The organism is Bacteroides propionicigenes (assembly GCF_018390535.1).
Lineage (GTDB): Bacteria > Bacteroidota > Bacteroidia > Bacteroidales > Bacteroidaceae > Bacteroides > Bacteroides propionicigenes.
Genome location: NZ_JAHBBW010000002.1, coordinates 198237 through 215900, shown reverse-complemented (window position 1 = coordinate 215900; position 17664 = coordinate 198237). Strand labels below are relative to the sequence as shown.

The following is a 17664-nucleotide window of genomic DNA, read 5'->3' as shown; positions in this document are numbered from 1 at the left end:
TGGCTAATTTAATAAATGTAACCAATATGAAAAGAATTTATTTATTGTTTTTGTGTCTATTTTGTGCTTTGGCTATGCAAGCACAGAATTGGGAATATATTTTTAATGGTAAAAATTTGAGGGGTTGGAAAAGATTGAATGGAAAAGCTGAGTATAAAGTTATAGATGGTACAATTGTGGGTACCTCGAAGTTAGGGACACCCAATACTTTTTTGGCTACCCAAAAAAAATATGACAATTTTATCTTAGAGTTTGAATTTAAGATTGATGAGGGGTTGAATTCCGGAGTACAATTGCGTAGTGAAAGTAAGAAAGATTATCAAAGCGGTCGTGTGCATGGTTATCAGTTTGAAATAGACCCCTCTGCACGTGCTTGGTCTGGTGGCATTTATGATGAGGCTCGCCGCAATTGGCTTTATCCGTTGACTCAAAACCCGTTGGCCAAAACAGCTTTTAAAAATAAGGAATGGAATAAAGCTCGTATTGAAGCGATTGGCAACTCTATTGCTACATGGATAAATGGAATTCCTTGTGCTAATATTTGGGATGATATGACCCCTTCCGGTTTTATCGCTTTGCAAGTACACGCTATTGTAAATGTCGCTGATGAAGGAAAAACTGTCTGTTGGAAGAATATACGCATTTGTACTACAGATGTAGAGCGTTATGCGACAACTGTCAAAGCACCGGAAATAAATGTGATTTCTAATACTCTTTCTCCAAATGAGACGAAAGATGGTTGGCAGCTTCTTTGGGATGGTAAAACATCAGAAGGTTGGAGAGGTGCAAAATTGGATGCTTTCCCAGAGAAAGGCTGGGTAATGGAGAATGGTATTCTTAAAGTCCTAAAAAGTGCTGGTGCAGAGTCTGCAAATGGTGGTGATATAATAACAAAGCAGAAGTATAAAAATTTCATTCTTAAAGTGGACTTTAAGATTACTGAGGGTGCTAATAGTGGTATAAAGTACTTTGTTAATCCGGATATGAATAAAGGGGCGGGGTCAGCTATCGGTTGCGAATTCCAGATTTTAGATGATGATAAGCACCCTGATGCCAAATTAGGAGTAAAAGGTAATCGAAAATTAGGTTCACTCTATGATTTAATTCCTGCTCCATCAAATAAACTTTTTAACAAGAAGGATTTTAATACGGCTATGATTATTGTGAAAGATAATCGTGTAGAACATTGGCTGAATGGAGTAAAACTGTTGGAATATACTCGTCAGAATGAAATGTGGAATGCTTTGGTTGCGTATAGTAAGTATAGGAATTGGGAGAACTTTGGTAATTCGGAATATGGGAATATTCTATTACAAGACCATGGTGATGAGGTTTGGTTTAAAAATATTAAAATCAGAGTACTGTAATTAATTTTATATTTAAGAGGGTATATCTAAGAATAAGTAAAAGTTTTCTGATATACTCTCTTTTATTGTCTTAATAGAGGCATGAAGCAGAAAACTATTGGTATTATTCAGAATTATTATAAATATTCTCCTGCTTATGGTGGTATATTTTATGCCTGGTTTTCATCTATGCATACACGTACTGATATTGTACTATGCGGTCACCAGAGTAAGAAACAGTTTTTAGTTGTGGTAAATGAGATTTATGAACGGTTATGCCATATAGAAAAGTTAGGTAATTGTTATGACACAAGCAGTGAGTTGGCACGGCTAAATCAGATGGCTGCTATATATCCGCAATCGGTTAGTGATGAACTTTACAATATACTTGCATTTTGTATGGATTGTAATACCCGCACTAATGGTCTTTTTGATGTCACTGTTCATTCAGCAGATTATACTTCGGATACGATTTTAGGGGTTCAATTGTTTCCGGAGAGTCATATGCTGTTTCTTCAACATCCTGGAATCAATATTAATCTTTCTGGCTTTTTGAAGGGGTATGCTTTGGAGAATATACGTGGGATTTTGCAATTTTATGGGGTGCAGGATGCTTTAGTGAATATGGGTAACAGTTCTGTTCTTGCTTTGGGAAAACCTCCTTTGACGGATGGTTGGAAGGTCGGTTTTGGGCAGGATGTTGTTCCGCAAAAAGAAAAACAAGAGATTTTGCTTCAAAATGAATGTTTAACAGTTTCAGGTAACAATTCCTTTAAACGAAAACATATTATTACTCCTAATTCCGGAAAGTTGGTAGAAGGTAAATGGGCTGTTGCAGTAGTTACAAAAAGTGGAACAGTGGGGGAAGTGCTGTCTACAGCCTTATTTGCTGCTGATGATAGCCAATGGGGACTTTTGGAAACAGAGTTTTGTCCTCGTTTAGTATTGAAGGTGGTTTAATGGAGAGATGACGTTGGTCTATACTGATTTAGTAAAATGTAGTAACAGAACTAATATTTTTCAAGGATATAATTTATTATTTAATTAAGATATTATTATATAAAAACGAAGATTTTTCTTTAAGTTTGCAAAAAACACATCGACTATGAGATATCTTCTGCTGTTCATTTTATATGTTTGTTGTTGCCTATATGGTTACGCCCAGCCAATTATAATGTATGATGATGATAATCTATCGTGTAGTCGTATTCTTTCTTTAGAGCAAGATGCGTATGGATTTATATGGATTGCAACAGAAGACGGCTTAAATAAATTTGATGGCTATACATTTACTAACTATTATCATGATGCAAATGATTCTACATCTATAGCTTGCAATTATATAAATAAGGTCTTTTCTGATTCTCATAAACGGCTTTGGGTAGCAAGTAACAAAGGTATTCAGTATTATTTACCACAACAAAATACTTTCCGAACCATTAACCTTCCTGTCCAGTCCAATCCTAATGTTACATCAATCATCGAATTACATAATGGTAATATTTGGATTGCTGCTTCTGGATCAGGCTTGTATACTATTGATCCTCATACAGATCGGGCTGAACAACTAACTTGGATAGGAAAACATTGTGATTATTTATACGTAAATTGCATTTATGAAGATACAAAACATGATGTTTGGATTACTTATCTTGATAATCAAATAGCTCGTATTTCTCCCGAGAGCAAAGAAATAGTTACTTATACGTTGCCATATACACCTTTTCCGAAAGTATATGGTATGAAAGAAGATGCTCAAGGGAATTTGTATATTGTCACTTATAATGATGTGTTGGTAAAAACTCCGGAATCTAGTCATTTTCACTCTGTACGTACTGCAGATAATCGAAGTGTAGTAGCTCGAGGTATTACTAGAACTAAAGATGGTAAGTTATGTATAAATACAGTAAACAATGGATTGATGTTCATTGATACAAAACAGAAAAGATTATATTCAGAAGATTTCTCTAAAAATGCATTCAATGAATCAATGTATGGAGAAATCATTTGCTTTTTGGAAGATACTGAAGGCAATAAATGGTTAGCTTATCGCCGAAAAGGATTGGTGATGATACCCGATGAAGATACGCTTTTTTTAACTCTAAATTTTGCGACTTCACCGATTCAAGGTTTTCCAACTACTATTTATCAAAGTCGTGACAATCATTTATGGGTAGGTAATTGGGATGGTTTTCTCCAACAATTAGATGAAAATGGAAAACAGCTTAGCCAATATAGCCTTCCTCATTATCCTAGAGCTATTTATGAAAGTAAAGATAAAATTCTTTGGATAGGGAGTAATGATGGGGGGATTTCTCAGATTAATTTGCATACAGGTAATATTTTTCAGACTTCTTTGTTTGCTAATAAAAGTATCAATAGGATTATTGAGGGAAGTAATAATACTCTCTATCTGTCCTGTCCTGGTAATGGATTAGGTATTTACAATCTTACTACTAATGAAAGCACGCTCATTTCCTATCAAACTCCTATGAAAAATCAAGTTACATTAGGTAACGATTGGATAAATGACTTGTTATGTGATAAAGATAGCCTTATCTGGATTGCTCACTTCTTGGGAATAAGATGTTATGATAGTTCTAAGAAGATATTTCTTGATCTTCCTATTAATCAGAGTTTGAAAGACTATGTCTGTTATGTACTTCTAGAAAGTGAGGACGGATATTTATGGATCGGTACTAATAATGGTATTTATATTTATAATAAAAAAGAACAAACTCTTCAACATATTGGGAAAAAGGAAGGTATATCCAGCAATGTCATCTGTGGCTTAGAAAAAGATAAACAAGGGAATATTTGGTGTAGTACTTACAAGGGTATCTGTCGTATTGAGAAAGAAACTTATAGGATAACGACCTATTATTCAGGGAATGGGTTAAGAGATAAGGGATACATTACTGGCATATCTTTGAAAGATAAAAATGGATATATTTATTTTGGTGGACCTTACGGTATTACTCGTTTTATGCCTGATAGTATTCAATTTAGCAAACCGTTGCATATCCCGGTTCTAACAGGTCTATATGTAGATAATGTTCCACTAAATGCTTCACAATCAACGTTACATCCAGAAGACTTAATAGATACTTCGTCTGTTTATACAAATAATCTATATTTTTATCCCAAAAGCAATACTTATTCTTTTGAGTTTTCTACATTTAATTTTCATAATCAGAGGAATACTTATTTCAAGTATCGTTTGAAAGAATTGGATACTAAGTGGAATCATACGTTACTTGGAGAAAACCGGATTACTTATAATTATCTTCCATCTGGGCAATATACTCTTGAAGTGCAAGCTTATGAGAATAATATTTCATCTCCAGCGCGTAGTATTTTGATTTATATTGCTTCACCTTGGTATCTTACTCCATGGGCATGGACTACCTATTGTGCTGGGATTATTTTGACTATCATTGGGCTTGTATGTGTATATCTTCGTCATGAAAACCATAAAAAAAGAGATGAGATTAATGAAGAAAAAATTCGTTTTTTTATTAATATAGCTCATGAAATACGTTCTCCATTAACATTAATTATTAATCCGTTAAATGAACTGCTTAAGAAAAGTACAGATTCTGATATATTAAGAACGTTGAGAATGATGGAGCAGAATACTAATCGTATTATGAATTTAATAAATCAACTTCTTGATATCCGGCGTATTGATCAAGGACAAATGAAAATAAAATGTAGAGAAATAGATCTAGTTAGTTTTATTGATGAGATTTATAAAATATTCAATTATCAAGCGGCTAAACGAAATATAAGTTTAATTTTCACTCATTCATCAGAAAAACTTCTAGTTTGGATTGATGTAAAGAATTTCGACAAAGTAATTATTAATTTATTATCAAATGCATTTAAATATACACCTGATGGTGGAGAAATAGAGATAGTGCTTACTGAGGTGGAAGATCGGAAGAAAGATGCGTCATTAAAGAGTTATGCTGAAATTTGTGTACGAGATACAGGTAAAGGTCTTAATAAAAAAGATATAGAAAGAATATTTGAACGTTTTTATCAGTCGCCTTCCGACTCAATTCGTAATATAGGCTTTGGAATAGGATTGAATTTGACTAAAATGTTAGTTGAGCTTCATCATGGTACTATTAAAGCTGACAATCGCTCTGACAAGCCGGGAAGCTGTTTTACTATACAAATTCCGTTGGGAAATGGCTTTTTAGCCCAAGAAGAACGGGAAGAAATAGCAGAAGAAAGAACCCCTATTCATGATATTTCTATGGAAGAATGGGAAATGGAAACAAAGAGTATTATATCTAACAAGAAAAGCAAGTATCGAATCCTTCTTGTAGATGACGATACTGTTTTGTGTGGATATTTGCAAGATAAATTGGGAGATATCTACAAGATCACTGTCTGCCATAACGGACAAGAGGCACTTCAAATTGCAATGAGCTCAACCTTTGATTTGGTTATCTCAGATATTGTTATGCCCATAATGAATGGATTTGAATTATTACATAAAATTAAGCGAACGCCACAGATAGGATATTTGCCTGTTATTTTACTGACATCACAAACTGAACTAGAGAATAAAATTAAAGGTTACAAAGAAAGAGCAGATGCTTTTCTTCCTAAACCTTTCAACATCGATGAGTTAATCATACTTTGTACTAATTTAATTGAAAATCGTATTCTTATAAAAAGTAGATATAATAATCTGGAAAAAGACATAAAACCTATTGATATTAAAGCCAATGATGAATTATTCCTTGAGCGTCTCGTGAAAGTCATTAATGAGAATTTATCAGATGTTGATTTTACTATTGAAAACTTGGCAGAGGAAATAGGGATAAGTCGGGTACAACTTCATCGTAAATTAAAGGATCTTATGGGTGTATCGACCAGTGAATTCATACGTAACTTACGATTAAAACAAGCAACTATTTTGTTAAAAGAAAATAAAGTAAATATATCTCAGATTGCTTATGCTGTAGGTTTCTCAAACCCGATTTTATTTTCTTCAGCGTTCAAGAAAACATATGGATGTACTCCTAAAGAGTATAGAGAGCGGAATATGTAACAAAGTAGGATGTAAAATGTAACACCTGTTTACAAATAAATAAGTAACATGTAACAATAATCTATAACGTTTCATAGCTGTATAATTACCTTTGGAAGGTAATTCTAAAATTTAATTAGTTATGAAAAATGCTTTTAATTTTAAGTCATGGATAGTTCTGACTATTCTGCTGACGTATTCGTTGGGAACATGGGCTCAATCCATTACGTTAAAAGGGGTCGTAAAAGACGATTTTGGCGAAAGTATCATCGGAGCCAGTGTTTTGCAAAAAGGAACAACGAATGGTACAGTTACCGATTTAAATGGTAGTTTTACCTTAACTGTACTAGGTAAAGATGCTGTATTATCTATTTCATTCTTAGGTTATCTTACGCAAGAAATAACTGTGGGCAACCAAATGCACTTCAATATCCTTCTAAAAGAAGATACACAAAAGCTGGATGAAGTAATTGTTATTGGTTATGGTACAGCAAAAAAAAGTGATTTGACAGGGGCTGTTACTCGTGCTGATATGGGTGTGTTGGAGAAATCACCTAATGTAAATGTGTTGCAAGGCTTGAAGGGGGTTGTTCCAGGGCTAAATATCGGTATAGCAACAAAAGCAGGAGATTCACCTACTGTATCTATTCGCGGTCGTAACTCAATTTCCGGTTCTACTGAACCATTAGTAGTATTGGATGGGGTCATTTATCGTGGTAATATTTCCGATATTAACCCGAGTGATATTGCAGCTATTGACGTATTAAAGGATGCTAGTAGTACAGCAATTTATGGTTCACAAGCAGCTAATGGTGTATTAATGATTACGACTAAAACAGCTAAAAATGTTTCTAAGCCTATTATTGAATATAGTGGTTCGTTTACTTTACAGGGATTGATTAATAATGATATGAAACGCCTTGACCGGGACGGCTTTGCCACTCAAGTAGCTGATATTAAATTAGCCGAGAGTCGCATGGGGGCTGATATGTTACAGCGTAATCTAGATTTTAATCCTGCTACTTATTTTAAAGATGGAGAAGTGATTACTGGTTATAATAATGGTGTGAATACCGATTGGTGGGATTTATTAACAGAGGATATGCCATATATTCAGAATCATAATATTAGCATTCGTGGAAAAACAGAAAAGAATAGCTATTTTGTTTCTTTTGGATTTACTGACCAACAAAATTTGGTTGTTAACGATACGTACAAACGTTATAATGTACGTATGAACTTAGATAGTAAAATAACAGATTGGCTGAAGGTTGGAACTTCTTCCTATTTTAATGTAAGTGATTTTTCTGGTGTTAATACTTCTTTTAGTAGTTTGTTTAGTATTCCGGCTTCTGCCACTCCATATGAGGAAGACGGTAATACTTTGAAAATACAGCCTTTGGTAAGTACTGTAAATCCTTTATTGACAATGAATAACCCAAATAAAGATATACGTTATAATTTGTCTGGTAATGTATATGCTGATGTTAGTATTCCTTGGGTAAAAGGATTGAGCTACCGTATCAATTATGCTAATAACTGGACTATTTATAATTATTATAATTTTGATCCGTATGGTAATACATTATTGGGGCAAGCAGAGAAGAAACATACAAACCAGAACGAATGGACATTAGATAATATTATTACCTACCAAAATACGTTCGGGAAGCATTCTGTTAATGCTACATTTGTATATGGTGTTGAAAAACGTGCATACGAGTCAACTGATGCCATTGCCAAAACATTTAATGACAAAACTTTGGGCTATAATAATATGGCAATGGGACAAGCTGATTTAAATACGATTAACTCAAATGCTTGGGAGGAAAGCAGTTTATATAATATGTTACGTATAGTTTACACGTACAATGATCGTTATATTTTTACTGGAACTATTCGTCGGGATGGTTTTTCAGGTTTTAGTAGTGGTAATAAGTTTGGCTGTTTTCCTTCGGTAGCGGCAGCATGGAGACTTTCAGAGGAATCTTTTATTAAAGATAACATTAAATGGATTGATAATTTGAAGTTACGTCTGTCTTATGGTACTAGCGGGAATAGGACTAGTGGTCGCTATGCTACTATGGCACAAATGCAAAATACTAACACGTCCTATAATAGTGCAGGTTATGTATATGGTGATGGTTCAACAGGTGGTTTGATGCAACTGATGAAAACCTTACCGAATCCTGACTTGAAATGGGAAACAACTAAATCAGTCAACTTAGGTCTTGATTTCAGTGTATTAGGCGGACGCGTGTTTGGTAACTATGAATTTTATGTATCTAAAACCAGCGATTTGATATACGATGTTGAGATTCCTCATATGAATGGTATGGTTACTAATAGTATTCCTACCAATATCGGTAAGTTGCGCAATATTGGACATGAATTTAGTATTACAGGTATTCCTATTGTTAACAAGGACTTTCAATGGACTATTACCGCTAACTTCTCACTAAATAAAAATAAAGTGGAGAGTATATTGGGTATTGATGCCAATAAAGATGGTAGAGAAGATGATTTGATAGCAAGTAATATTTTTATTGGTGAACCTTTAGATCCGGTTTACGATTATAATATTATCGGTATGTGGCAAGTGGAGGATTATAATAAGGGTATTATTCCTGATGGCTTTTTATATGGTACTTACAAAATAGAAGATGTCAATCATGACAATGAATACACTGCAGAAAAAGATCGGAAAATTCTTGGCTATAAGGACCCTTTGTACCGTTTTAGTATCCAAAACAACTTTGCTTATAAAGACTTTGAACTGAATGTTTTTATAAATTCCGTACAGGGAGGTAAAAATTACTATTTAGGACAACCAGCTGGAGATTTAGCTATTCCGGATCATTTGTTGAGCAGTAGTTTTATGAAGTTTGATTATTGGACACCGGAAAATCCGAATGCCCGATATCGTCAATTGGGATTTTATACAAACTCATTGGGGCAAGGATTTTCACCTTATATCTCACGTAGCTTTGTTCGTTTGCAGGAATTATCTTTAGCATATAATCTGCCTAAAAAGTTCTTAAATAAGATTCATGTAAATCGTGCGAAAGTGTTTATCAGTGCATCTAACCTTTTTACTATAACAGGTTGGGATGGATGGGATCCGGAAGCTGGACAAGGTATTAGCTATGATTTGGATGGAGGTTATCCTACTATGAAGAGTTATACGCTGGGATTAAACTTTGAATTTTAATAAATAAAATACGTATCACAATGAAAACTTTGAAATATATATTTGCGGCTGCAACATTATCATGTTTAGGTACAGCTTGTAATGAAAGTAGTTGGCTGAGGGAGACCCCTTATGATTTCTATACACCGGAAAACTCCTATAACACAACTTCTCAATTTCAACAAGCGTTAAATTATATGTATGACCAAGTGCGTGGAATGCATTGGAAGCTAGGTGATCAACATATGGCTTTAATTTGTAGTGATCTTGCTTCTGGAGGAACCGATACTAATCCTGTTGCTAAATTTAATGATTACAAAACATTTATCACTCCCTATACTTATGTGGCTAGTTCGTTTTGGGATATAGCTTATGCAGTCATAGCTAATGCTAATACTATTATCAATCGTATTGATTTGGAGAATGAAACAGGTGAAGCAGACAAAAAAGTAATTAAAGGGCAAGCTCTCTTTTTTCGGGCTTATTTTTACAATTTCTTAGCTAACCTGTATGGTGGTGTTCCCTTGGTGTTAGAAGAGGCCACAGAACCGCGTAAAGATTATGTTCGAGCAACGCGTGGAGATACGTACGATCGAGCACGTCAGGATTTGGAAGATGCCATTAAATTGCTAAATGATATTACGAAGGCAAAGGAAGGTGAAGTGAATATTCAGGCAGCTCAACACTTGCTGGCTGAAGTTTATATCTCTCTCGGAAATTATCCAAAAGCTATTGAAGCTGCTACAGCTGTTATTACTCACCAAAGTATGGGATTGATGAAAACACGATTTGGCTCTCGTAAGGAAGAGACGGGCGATCCTTATTGGGATTTATTTCAGTTAAATAACCAAAATCGCTCAAGTGGTAATACTGAAACTATTTGGGCTTTGCAATATGAATATAAAAATTCTGGCTCTCCGTATAGTAATGAAATGCCACGTTGGTTGCTCCCTTATTATGAGGGTTTGAATGTGCCAGGCAAAGAAGGTAAAAATGTAAAATCGTTTACTCTCAATACAATGGAAAAGGGGGGGAGAGGTATTGGAACCATTCGCCCTACCGACCATTTTCTCAAAGAAATCTGGGAAACAGGAGATATTCGTAATTCTGAACTTATGATTATACGAGATTCTCGGGTTGATAACCCTGAAGCAAAAGATTTTGGAAAATGGGTTATGGCTGATGGATTATATGATGGTTTTAATAAGGAGCAGCAAACTCGTCAATTCTATCCGTTTATTATGAAATTCAGTCAAGTGGGAACTTTAGAGGAAGATAACTATCAAAAAAATGGTGATGGTACGTACAAAACTACAGCATTGGGTGAACATGGGATAGTATATGCTTGGGGAAGTTTAAGTGCTAATACTTCTATGAAAGATGAATATATGTATCGTTTGGCAGGAACTTATCTTCTGAGGGCGGAGGCTTATTTTTGGAATAATGAGCCCAAGAAAGCTATGGAGGACTTGAATGAACTTAGAAGTCGTGCACAGACTCGCCAGATCACTGATCCAGGTGAGGTTACACTTGATTTTATTTTGGATGAGCAAATGCGTGAACTATATTTTGAGGATTTTCGTGTACCTACTTTGTGTCGTCTAGGTAAGATGGTGGAACGTTCCAGGAAATATAATCCATTTGGAATGAACGTAGGTGATCATCAAAACCTCTTTCCTATTCCATATAGCGAAATAGAAAAAAATATATTTGGTAAAATAGATCAGAATCCACAATATGAAGGATTTTAGAAATATATGTAATTTCTTTAATCTTTGATAGTGCTTCATGATGCAAGAAGCTATGTCTGCCTAAATATCAAACTCTAAAAAACATTATAACAAGTATTGTTATGAAGAAATTATTATTATTGTGTTATTTTGCAATAACGGGAATTATCGGGATATTTGCTCAGGGAGAAAGTCGGTTGAAAGATAACTTTGACTTCGATTGGAAATTCTCATTAACTGATAGCCATCAGTATGCCGATCCGACATACAATGACCAGTCTTGGGAAAATATTCAGTTACCGCATGATTGGAGTATTAAATTAAATTTTGCCCCGTCGGTTAGTGGCTCGGCGGCCCATTTACCTGGTGGTATCGGCTGGTATCGTAAAGCATTTATTGTACCAGTTTCTTATAGAAATAAATCTGTATCAATTTTATTTGATGGTATTTTTCATCAAAGTGATGTTTATATTAATGGTAAGCATTTAGGATTCCGTCCGTATGGGTTTTGTAGTATCGAGTACGATTTGACTCCGTATCTAAAGTATGGCGAAAAGAATATCATTTCTGTTCGCGTTGATCGCTCGGGAAAAGATAATATTGCTCGTTGGTACACGGGGTCAGGTATTTATCGTCATGCGTGGTTGATTGTAACTAATCCTATGCATGTAATTAATAATGGTACTTATATTACTACACCCGAAATCAGTACCAAACAGGCAAGTGTAGATGTTGTGACGAGTGTTACTAATTACTCTTCTCAAGCAGAAACCGCTACGCTTTTGCAATATATTCTGAATGAGGAAGGAAAAATTGTTGCTAAAAGTGATAACCAAAAAGTAACAATTCAGTCTAAAGATACAGTTAATATTGCGCAGCAATTAGCATTGGAGTTTCCGGTACTGTGGTCAATTGACAATCCGTTTATGTATACTATGAAAACCGTAGTGAAAATTGGACGAAAAACGGTTGATGAGTATTGTACCCCTTTTGGAGTACGTACAGTAGAGTTTACAGCTGATAGGGGTTTTCTTTTGAACGGTCAGCAAACCAAGCTTAAAGGTTTGTGTTTGCATCAGGATGCCGGCGCATTAGGGACGGCTGTGCCTGACCGAAGTAGTGAACGGCGTTTGGAGATTTTAAAAGAATATGGTTGTAATGCCATCCGCTGTGCACACAATCAGCCCTCACCGGAATTTCTGGATATGTGTGACCGTATGGGATTTATTGTGATTGATGAGGCATTCGATAAGTGGAAATCTGGATATTATGCAAAATATTTTGATGAATGGTGGCAAAGAGATCTGGAAGACATGCTATTACGTGACCGCAATCATCCATCGGTAGTTTTGTGGAGTATCGGAAATGAATTGCAGGAGGCATGGGAAAGTTCTGATGAAGGGGTGGAGCGTGCCAAAATGTTGCAAGATTTTGTTCACCGGAAAGAACCGAGCCGTATGGTAATTCTTTCAGCACAAAATAACCATCAGGAGAAATTCTCTGGTGTAACAGACGTTATCGGGTATAATTATTTGGAAGCGCGCATGTTGAGTGACCATAAGAAGTTTCCGGAGCGCCGTTTTATGATTACTGAAGAGTTGCCTTATTACAGTGGTGAAGAGGGAAATATTCGTAGCTATACTCCGTATAATCCGTGGAATATCATTGCTGAAAACGAATTTGTTGCCGGTGGATTTATTTGGTCGGGAGTAGATTACTTGGGTGAAGCAGCTAGTAGAGAGAGTCATGGATGGCCGAATGGATTGTTTGATGTTTGTATGTTTGAAAAACCTCGTGCAGCTTATCATCGTGCCATGTGGAACAACAAACCATTGGTGAGTATTGCTTTTCTAGACCCTTCTCTTGATATTGATCATGGAAGAGATTTGTGGCAATGGCCTAAGATGGCCTCACATTGGAATTTACCGAGAACGTATGTAGGACAGGTCATCCAAGTATGTACAATTACTAACTGTGAAGAAGTTGAAATGTTTATGAATGGTAAATCCATGGGGAAACAAAAGGTAGCTGACTTTACAAACAATACTATTATGTGGAACATTCCTTATCGTCCGGGAACATTGGAAGCAAAGGGATATAATGGCGGGAAAGAGGTGGCAATTTCTAAACTTACTACATCGAAAGATACAGATCACCTGACTTTAACACCCGATCGGACAATGCTTAAAGCTGATGGGCAGGATTTGTCGCATATCGCTATTCAGCTGTACGATAAAGATGGAAATCCGGTACAGACAGATGATAAAGAACTGACTGTTACAGTGGAGGGTGCTGGAAAATTTTTGGGTATTGATAACGGGGATTTGAGACGCCAGCATTCATTTAGCGGAAATACATTGAAAACCTATTTCGGTAAAGCACTGGTTGTGGTGCAATCGTTGCGTAAAGTTGGTACAATGATAGTAAGTGTGAAACTGGAAGGAAAAGAAATTCCTTACACAGTTACCATTCAGTCCAACTGATAGAAATCAAATAAATCATTAAAAGAGTGTATCTGCAAAGGTACACTCTTTTCATATCATATACGTGTCTTGTTTATAGAAAGAGAGTATTAAATGTATACGAAATATATCAGACTGCCTTTACTCGGGTAATTTAGGTAATAGGCTTACTTAGACTAACATTTATTCAGTTTCTTTTTGGGGTGAGATAGCCAGAATTGCTTTCATTTGTGCAATGTCCGAGAGAACCTCCCCTTGCATTAGGTATTTCTCTTTTTGTTGGCAGACAGTGGTATAGATTTCTTTAGCTTTGGTATAATCCTTTTCCCGATAAAGTGCTAAGGCGCAAAGTATCCGTTGCTTGGATGACATTACATTCTTGTACTGGTTGATGTATTCCTTTAGCTCATCGGTATATGCTTTTTCAGCCTGTTCCATCCGTCCGGTTACCAATGACATGAATAACAATTCGCATTTTACTTCACATATCAAAAGGCCGCCTACCTCTTTCTCGTGCTGTGCTACTTCCTGCAGTGCTTCGTATGCTTCTTCCCATTTCTTTTGGTCTTGCAGGCGGGCAATGTGTATCAATAATGTGGCAACTTGCAAGGTATCTTTGTATTGAATGCCTTCTGGTGGTCGAAACCATTCTTCGGACATATCTTTGGGGCGCATACCTTCTTGCACCAGGGCATTGATACGTAGCTGGGTGATTAGTGCCTGTTTACTTTTCTTGTTTTTGAGAAGTAAGCGTATATTGCCAGCATCATTGCAGATACCGTTTATCCTCATGGGGATACCGTTCATCATTACCATTATCAGACCTATGATAGTAACCAAGGTGAGTCCGAACTTTGGAAAAAAGGGCATTCCGTTTATGGTAATTAGAAGAGAAAGGGCAATGATGCTAGTCAATAGATTGGTAAGTACACCACCTAGATTGTATAGGATGGTTGGCACTCTTTCCAGAGGTTTTTCGGGGGGGACAAGCAGGCATTGTCCGCCTGTACCGGCAATGCTAAAACGTTTGATGCATAGTTTGTTGTCCTTCCGGATAAAAGTAAGGTTGAAGATGCGAAAAGATACGAAACGATAGCCGGTGGCCAATCCGAAGACTAAATGACCACCTTCATGCAGAATGACTTGTAGGAAAAGAGCCAACAGTAAAAGTAGTATAGACATCAGAAATATGCCTACTATTTCCCAACAGCTGATTGTGGTAAACCTATTAGCTAAGTTGTCGAATGATTCTCCGAAAAACAAGAGCTTTGCTCCCGTTACCCCACCAAAACCGATGCATGCTCCACCAAGAAATCCTCCTATAAACTTGAATGCCTTTTTCATATTGTTCTTTAATGAATGATAGTCTTTGTCACCAAAGGTAAGAATTTTTATACCTTATTATCTAAAGAATCAGTTTTTTCTTTAGAGGAAAGGCATAGAAAAGGTGCTTTTGATGTATTGTAGATTGTTCTTGCAGTAGCACAGTCTTTTTTGTAAAGAGGTGATATGCTTGATAGTATTTTCAATTTTAGATTTATCCATAATGTCATAGAATTTGTAAAGTGTATAAACAGAAAAAGTGCACCAACTTAATGATGTCCTTTCCAGTACAATTTACCGGCGTATTTCGTTTATTATTGATTATCAGCACTTCTCGGAAGCTGTGTGCAAATTGTGTGCAATGAACTTTTGTGTGCAAAGAAAAAGCCACTACAAATCTCTTTGTAACGGCTTGATTTCCTTTTTTTATGCTTTGTGGACCAGCCTGGGCTTGAACCAGGGACCTCCAGATTATGAGTCTGTTGCTCTAACCAACTGAGCTACAAGTCCGGTGTATCCTTGTATCGGATAGCGGGGACAAAAGTAGTATTTTCTCTTGAAATATGCAAATGTTTCAGATAAAAATACGAATGTCCTTTAGTTAGAATTTGTAAGTTCGGTTGGGATTCTTGGGAAACCAGCCCTTTTTTACCCGGTCTTCCTGTTCAAAGACTTCTTTGATGGTCCAGAATGATGAGAATGCGAATACGCCAAGGAGTGAAGCCACTAAGATATTTTCGGTACAAAGTGAAGCGATGACACCACCGATTCCCAATAGTAGAAAAATCCACCAGCATTTAGTTCCCCAATAATATTCGGCTTTTACTACTATGGGGTGGAAGATGCCTATGATGAGGAAAGTACAGATGCCGATTACAAGCCCTGACAGGTGATATTCGTTTAAGAAATCCATATTTATAAAGGTGATAAAATTATGTGGCTGTGTCAAGACATTGATAAGCTCTACGTTCTGCATGACAGAATGTAAAGCTTATCAATGTCTTGACGCGCTCTCATTGTTTTTATTTATCTTACTTCTCCGGGCAAATAGGAATTTCTTTCTTGATGCTCTGTTCCAGTGAAATTAAAGTTTCTGTTGCGGTTACACCCGGAATTTCTTGCATCTTGTTATTCAGCAAATCCATTAAATGCTCGTTGTCGCGTGCATACACTTTGGTCAGCATGGTGTACGGACCGGTAGTAAAATGACACTCCACGATTTCAGGAATCTTTTGCATTTCAGCAACAACAGCCTTATACATAGAGCCTTTTTCCAATTTGATTCCTACATAAGTACAGGTTCTGTAGCCCAGAGACTTGGGATTGACGTGGTAGCCGGAACCAACGATAACACCCAAATCAATCAAGCGTTGTACACGTTGGTGAATAGCGGCACGTGATACGCCACATTCAGCAGCTACATCCTTAAAAGGAATACGGGCATTTTGGGAAATGATTTCCAGAATCTGCCGATCAAGATTGTCTATTTTTTCCATAATAGTAAATAAGTAAAGTTCTTGTTGTTATCAAATAGTAAGCAAATATAGGACTTTATTTTAATTTATCTATAAAATGGAACGAAAAAAAGAATAAAAGTGATAATAGGATAAAGTGATGGGGTGATAAGGTGATAAAGTGATAGGGCGGTAAAGTGTTGCCACTCTACCGCCCTATCGCCTTTTTGTTATATCGTCTTATTTCTCGATACCTACGAGTTCTACTTCAAATATCAAAGTAGAGAACGGTTTGATTTGACCGCCGGTTTCTCTTGCACCGTAAGCCAAGTCTTGCGGGATGTAAAGTTCCCACTTAGAACCTACAGGCATCATGGTGAGGGCTTCTGTCCAACCCTTGATAACTTGGTTGGCGCGGAATGTGGCGGGCTCTTTACGTTTGTAAGAGCTGTCGAATTCTGTTCCGTCAATCAATGTACCTTTGTAGTTTACTTTTACTTTGCTGCTATCTGCAGGGATTGCACCGGTTCCTTTGGTGATAATTTTATATTGCAGACCGCTCGGAGTGGTTACAACACCTTCTTTAGTCTTGTTTTCTGCGAGGAACTTCTCACCGGCAGCCTTGTTGTCAGCGTATTTTTTTTCCAGAGCTTTGGCTTGTACGGCTTCCATTTGAGTCTGCATAAAAGTCTGAGCTTCTGCTTTGGTCATGATGCCTTTACCGATAACTCCGGCAACGAAACCTGCCAACAGGTTCTCGCGGCTGATAGTTTGTGTAGAGTCCCCACCGAAAATCTGTTGGTTGAAACCTTCCACCCATTGTTTGCTTACCATTTGTCCGATTTGCAGACCTGCCATATAAGCGGCATCTTTCTTGTCGGTTTTTGTAGCGCCTTCGTTGAAACCTTTCAGGAAGTCAGCCATTTGGGTAGAATCGATACCCTGCTGTGCAAGATATTGGTCCAGACCTTCTGTACGTGCCATACCGATAGCGTAAGATAATGAGTCGATGTCCGTTTTCAGATTTGCTTTCGGACTTTGTGCAGTACAAGAAGCCAAACCGGCAGCTACTGCAAGAGCCATGATAAATGTTACTTTTTTCATTTTGCTTT

Annotated in this window: 10 protein-coding genes and 1 tRNA gene; 6 read left to right on the top strand and 5 right to left on the bottom strand. The window is 36.6% G+C overall.

Features of this window, described 5'->3' with window-relative positions; translation table 11 throughout:
- Positions 1-26 precede the first annotated feature (26 nt).
- The 6 genes from KG118_RS03665 (at position 27) to KG118_RS03640 (ending at position 13796) form a co-directional block, all read left to right on the top strand.
- Positions 27-1367, top strand: a complete 1341-nt coding sequence (locus KG118_RS03665; RefSeq protein WP_117710422.1) for a 3-keto-disaccharide hydrolase — start codon at positions 27-29, stop codon at positions 1365-1367.
- Positions 1368-1448: 81 nt separating this feature from the next.
- Positions 1449-2306: an FAD:protein FMN transferase gene (locus tag KG118_RS03660; RefSeq protein WP_117710421.1), complete on the top strand. Its 858-nt coding sequence runs from the start codon at positions 1449-1451 to the stop codon at positions 2304-2306.
- Positions 2307-2451: 145 nt separating this feature from the next.
- A complete protein-coding gene (locus KG118_RS03655; protein WP_117710420.1) occupies positions 2452-6414 on the top strand; it encodes a hybrid sensor histidine kinase/response regulator transcription factor in 3963 nt (1320 codons plus the stop codon).
- 121 nt (positions 6415-6535) lie between these two features.
- Positions 6536-9604 carry a SusC/RagA family TonB-linked outer membrane protein gene (locus KG118_RS03650; protein ID WP_213388353.1) on the top strand — a complete coding sequence of 1023 codons (3069 nt, stop codon included), beginning with the start codon at positions 6536-6538 and terminating at the stop codon, positions 9602-9604.
- A 20-nt stretch (positions 9605-9624) separates the two neighbouring features.
- Complete coding sequence (locus KG118_RS03645; RefSeq protein ID WP_213388351.1) at positions 9625-11334, top strand: RagB/SusD family nutrient uptake outer membrane protein; 1710 nt, start codon at positions 9625-9627, stop codon at positions 11332-11334.
- A gap of 101 nt (positions 11335-11435) precedes the next feature.
- The gene (locus tag KG118_RS03640) at positions 11436-13796 is read left to right on the top strand and encodes a sugar-binding domain-containing protein (protein ID WP_117710417.1); all 2361 of its coding nucleotides are present in this window, start codon (positions 11436-11438) and stop codon (positions 13794-13796) included.
- A gap of 162 nt (positions 13797-13958) precedes the next feature.
- Here KG118_RS03640 and KG118_RS03635 read toward each other — a convergent pair whose 3' ends face one another.
- The 5 genes from KG118_RS03635 to KG118_RS03615 form a co-directional block, all read right to left on the bottom strand.
- A complete protein-coding gene (locus KG118_RS03635; RefSeq protein WP_117710416.1) occupies positions 13959-15119 on the bottom strand; it encodes a site-2 protease family protein in 1161 nt (386 codons plus the stop codon).
- 415 nt (positions 15120-15534) lie between these two features.
- Positions 15535-15608, bottom strand: a tRNA-Ile gene (locus tag KG118_RS03630).
- 91 nt (positions 15609-15699) lie between these two features.
- A complete protein-coding gene (locus tag KG118_RS03625) occupies positions 15700-16011 on the bottom strand; it encodes a DUF4491 family protein (protein ID WP_117710588.1) in 312 nt (103 codons plus the stop codon).
- A 118-nt stretch (positions 16012-16129) separates the two neighbouring features.
- Positions 16130-16594, bottom strand: a complete 465-nt coding sequence (locus tag KG118_RS03620) for an Lrp/AsnC family transcriptional regulator (protein WP_004291634.1) — start codon at positions 16592-16594, stop codon at positions 16130-16132.
- 198 nt (positions 16595-16792) lie between these two features.
- The gene (locus KG118_RS03615; protein ID WP_117710415.1) at positions 16793-17656 is read right to left on the bottom strand and encodes an FKBP-type peptidyl-prolyl cis-trans isomerase; all 864 of its coding nucleotides are present in this window, start codon (positions 17654-17656) and stop codon (positions 16793-16795) included.
- Positions 17657-17664: the final 8 nt, after the last annotated feature.